This window comes from Chamaesiphon sp. OTE_8_metabat_110 (assembly GCF_031382685.1).
GTDB lineage: Bacteria > Cyanobacteriota > Cyanobacteriia > Cyanobacteriales > Chamaesiphonaceae > Chamaesiphon.
In genome coordinates this window covers 1-3233 of sequence record NZ_JANMZA010000279.1, presented here as the reverse complement: position 1 = coordinate 3233, position 3233 = coordinate 1, and the positions used below count along the sequence as shown (strand labels likewise).

Genomic DNA, 3233 nt, shown 5'->3' with positions numbered 1-3233 from the left:
TGTCTTGACGCGCTTAACTTGGAGGGAACCTCCAAAGCGCGCGTCGAGTTCAGCACACAAACGGGAGGGAACCTCCCAGCGTGGCGGGGGACCCGCCACGCGTTCGATGCGCCGCTCCCGGATTATGCGAGACAAGACAGCGCACCAAGCAGGGGGATTCAGATCTACGAGCGAAGACATAAAATCTTTTCAAACATTCTCTGAGGATCTGACACATTGCCCTGCACTAGTAAAACGCGCTTGCCATCACCAACAAATTCTATGCTAACTTTTATAGATATTCTGAAAACTTTTCTGTCAATTTTGCCGATCCTATGGACTTTATTCCCGCTAATATCAAACCCTATCTCAATTTTGTCCATCCACCACTAATGTGGATCTTATTGGCAACCTCTCTCTACGCGATGTATCTGGGCTTCCAAATTCGTAAAACTCGGTCGGCAACTGGTGAGGATAAGAAAAAACTCATTCAGGGTAAATACAACGTCCGTCACTACCAAATCGGCTCGATCGTCTTGGCAGTGATGGTGCTAGGCTCGATCGGCGGGATGGCAGCTACATACATCAATAATGGTAAATTATTTTTTGGCCCTCACTTGATCGCTGGCTTAGGCATGACGGGTTTAATTGCCGTCTCGGCATCCCTGTCCCCCTTCATGCAAAAAGGCATGGACTGGGCTAGATACAGTCATATCGGCATCAATCTCGTCATCGTCGGTCTATTCGGCTGGCAAGCTTTTTCCGGTGTCGAAATCCTGACGCGGATTATTAGTAAAATGTAGGTTTAGTGAATAGTGGATAGTGGATAGTGAATAGAAAGCAGGCTTTTTGGCGTTAGGACGCAAGCGTCCCAACTTCTCACTCCCCATAATCTATCCACTATCCACTATTCACTATCCACTAACTCAAATAATATAACTACTCACCTCCCCCTGCGCGGCTTGCCAACTGCGGGCATCGTAATAGAGGTCTGCGAGGGAAATACTCGCTAGAGCAGCTTGGAGTTTCTCATTGAGCCGACTCCAGACCATTAAAGTGACCCAATCTGCGGCTAGATTGGTATCGGTTCGTTGTAGAGAGCCGGACTTATCGAGATCGGGTTTATCGACGACTATTGATTCGCCAACGGCGACTAAAATATCACTCAAAGAAATTTGGGTGGGTTTTTTTGCCAGTTTATAACCACCATGAGCGCCCCGCAGGGATTTGACTAGCCCAGCTCGTCGCAATTCGATCAGTAATTTTTCGAGATAGGGGATGGGTAAATGCTGACGGGTCGCGATCGCACTGACCGAAGACGGGCCGTAACCTGGTTGTAAACTGAGGTCTAGCATCGCTTTAACGCTATACTGTCCGCGAGTAGTCAGCTTCATAAGGATTGGGATCGGACGATCTGGAAATCTGCCAATTTAGAGCCTCAATCTTAACATTTGTGTTGTTGGCAAGCCAGTAAGATGCAGGATGCGAGCATATTACTAAGAACTATTAATGTTCGACTATTAGCCGATTTCTCGATCGACGATCGCTGGCTCCATCGAATCTCGCGATCGATACTTTTTGAAAAAAGATTGTCATTACCACCCGATCGCCATTATTTACCATTCACCTGATATTTGAAGATAAGTTTCGTTAAGGTCTAAAAAAGATGGTATTTTAGATAGAGATAGTTAACAAACTTGCTCTAGTCAGTGTACTATGGTGACAAGTGCTAATAGCAACCTCCAATAACTAATTGCAGGTCTAGTTTAGCAAAACCGCAACGCCGGATAGCGTTAGACCCTCTAGTTTGAAATCTAAGTTGATGAGTAATAAGAAAAATATTGAGCCGCTAGTTGGCGAAGAACTGCTTCAGAAAGTTAAGGATCTTGGCAGTGCGAGCAAAGAAGATAAAGCACGCGAATGCGGCTACTTTACCGAAACGAAGAACGGTGTAGAGCGTGTCAACATGATGAAATTTCTCAACGCACTCATTGATGCTGAGGGGATTCAGTTAGATAGTAAAGCTGTTGGTGGCGGTCGTGGCGGTCGCAGCGCTAGCTACAAAATCACCGTTCAATCTAATAATAACTTATTGATCGGTGCAGCTTATACCAAGCAAATGGGTTTACAGGAAGGAGACGTGTTTGAAATCTCCCTCGGACGCAAGCACATTCATCTCAAACAAATCGATAAAACCGACGACGAATAAATCGAGACAGCGGCGAAAGACTTAATTTGCTCCGAGCTAGTTCCTCGATCGATGTAGCGGATGTAGAAATCGATATTACGATAATCACCTCTGCAAAAATCAGCTCCTGATTCGGCTGACTGAGCTATTACCTTTATTGCTTTCTCTATTTTCCCCACCTTGCTAGTAAATTTTAGATTGTGACTTGACAATCTGAGATTTGCTGGCTTCATTTATTCAGAGGGATAACTCTCAGGATCGATCGTCCACATTAGTGCTATTTTCATGGCTCGAATCAAAGTTAGGCAACACGTTAATCCGTTAAGTATTATCTATCAACAGCCACTGATTCCGCCCGATTGGTCGGCGATTTATGCCGATTTGTCCGCACCGATTCATCTGGACATTGGCAGTGCTGGCGGGCGGTTTTTGCTAGAATTGGCGCAACACGAGCGCTCGTGGAACTATCTAGGCATCGAAATCCGCCAAGCTTTGGTCGTCCAAGCCAATCAAATTCGGGATGCCGCCAGTCTAGGCAATCTGCACTATGTTTTTGGCAATATCAATACATCGTTAGCGACGCTACTAGCATCGCTACCACCGGGCAAACTCCAGCGAATTAGCATTCAGTATCCCGACCCCTGCTTCAAAACCAAGCACGTCAAACGGCGCGTCGTCCAACCCGCATTAGTCAACGACATCGCCCGCTTTTTACCCAGCGGCGGCGAAGTATTTTTGCAGTCAGATCTCGAATGGGTCGCCCAGGAAATGTGCGATCGCTTTAGCGAAAATCCCGCCTTCCACCGCACCCAATCTGACTGGCTCGAACCCAATCCCCTAGCCATTCCCACCGAAAGAGAAACGTCCACCCTCAAACGCGGTTTACCAGTGCATCGGGCGGTGTGGATTAGGGGGAGATGGGAGATGGGAGTTGGGAGTTGGGAGTTGGGAGATAAGAGATAAGAAAGTAGGAGAAGAGGTTAGAAGGTAAAGAGAAGAGATCTGGAAGTAAGTAATAGACATTTATAAACTCTTGGACGCAAGCGTCTAACTCCCAACCCCCAAC

At 46.7% G+C, this 3233-nt stretch carries 4 protein-coding genes; 3 read left to right on the top strand and 1 reads right to left on the bottom strand.

Annotated features, from left to right (window positions below; all coding sequences use genetic code 11):
* Window positions 1-314: 314 nt before the first annotated feature.
* Window positions 315-782, top strand: a complete 468-nt coding sequence (locus RMO52_RS10000; RefSeq protein WP_310413532.1) for a DUF4079 domain-containing protein — start codon at window positions 315-317, stop codon at window positions 780-782.
* 123 nt (window positions 783-905) lie between these two features.
* Here RMO52_RS10000 and RMO52_RS09995 read toward each other — a convergent pair whose 3' ends face one another.
* On the bottom strand, window positions 906-1373 hold the full coding sequence (locus tag RMO52_RS09995) for an RrF2 family transcriptional regulator (RefSeq protein WP_309742112.1): 468 nt from the start codon (window positions 1371-1373) through the stop codon (window positions 906-908).
* A gap of 428 nt (window positions 1374-1801) precedes the next feature.
* Here RMO52_RS09995 and RMO52_RS09990 point away from each other — a divergent pair, with 428 nt between their 5' ends.
* The gene (locus RMO52_RS09990; RefSeq protein WP_309742113.1) at window positions 1802-2188 is read left to right on the top strand and encodes an AbrB family transcriptional regulator; all 387 of its coding nucleotides are present in this window, start codon (window positions 1802-1804) and stop codon (window positions 2186-2188) included.
* A gap of 264 nt (window positions 2189-2452) precedes the next feature.
* Complete coding sequence (trmB, locus tag RMO52_RS09985) at window positions 2453-3130, top strand: tRNA (guanosine(46)-N7)-methyltransferase TrmB (protein ID WP_310413529.1); 678 nt, start codon at window positions 2453-2455, stop codon at window positions 3128-3130.
* Window positions 3131-3233: the final 103 nt, after the last annotated feature.

Bases quoted from the DNA above. Each gene is read 5' to 3' on its own strand.
- trmB (WP_310413529.1), top strand. From the start codon at position 2,453: ATGGCTCGAATCAAAGTTAGGCAACACGTTAATCCGTTAAGTATTATC.
- RMO52_RS09990 (WP_309742113.1), top strand. From the start codon at position 1,802: ATGAGTAATAAGAAAAATATTGAGCCGCTAGTTGGCGAAGAACTGCTT.
- RMO52_RS10000 (WP_310413532.1), top strand. From the start codon at position 315: ATGGACTTTATTCCCGCTAATATCAAACCCTATCTCAATTTTGTCCAT.
- RMO52_RS09995 (WP_309742112.1), bottom strand. From the start codon at position 1,373: ATGAAGCTGACTACTCGCGGACAGTATAGCGTTAAAGCGATGCTAGAC.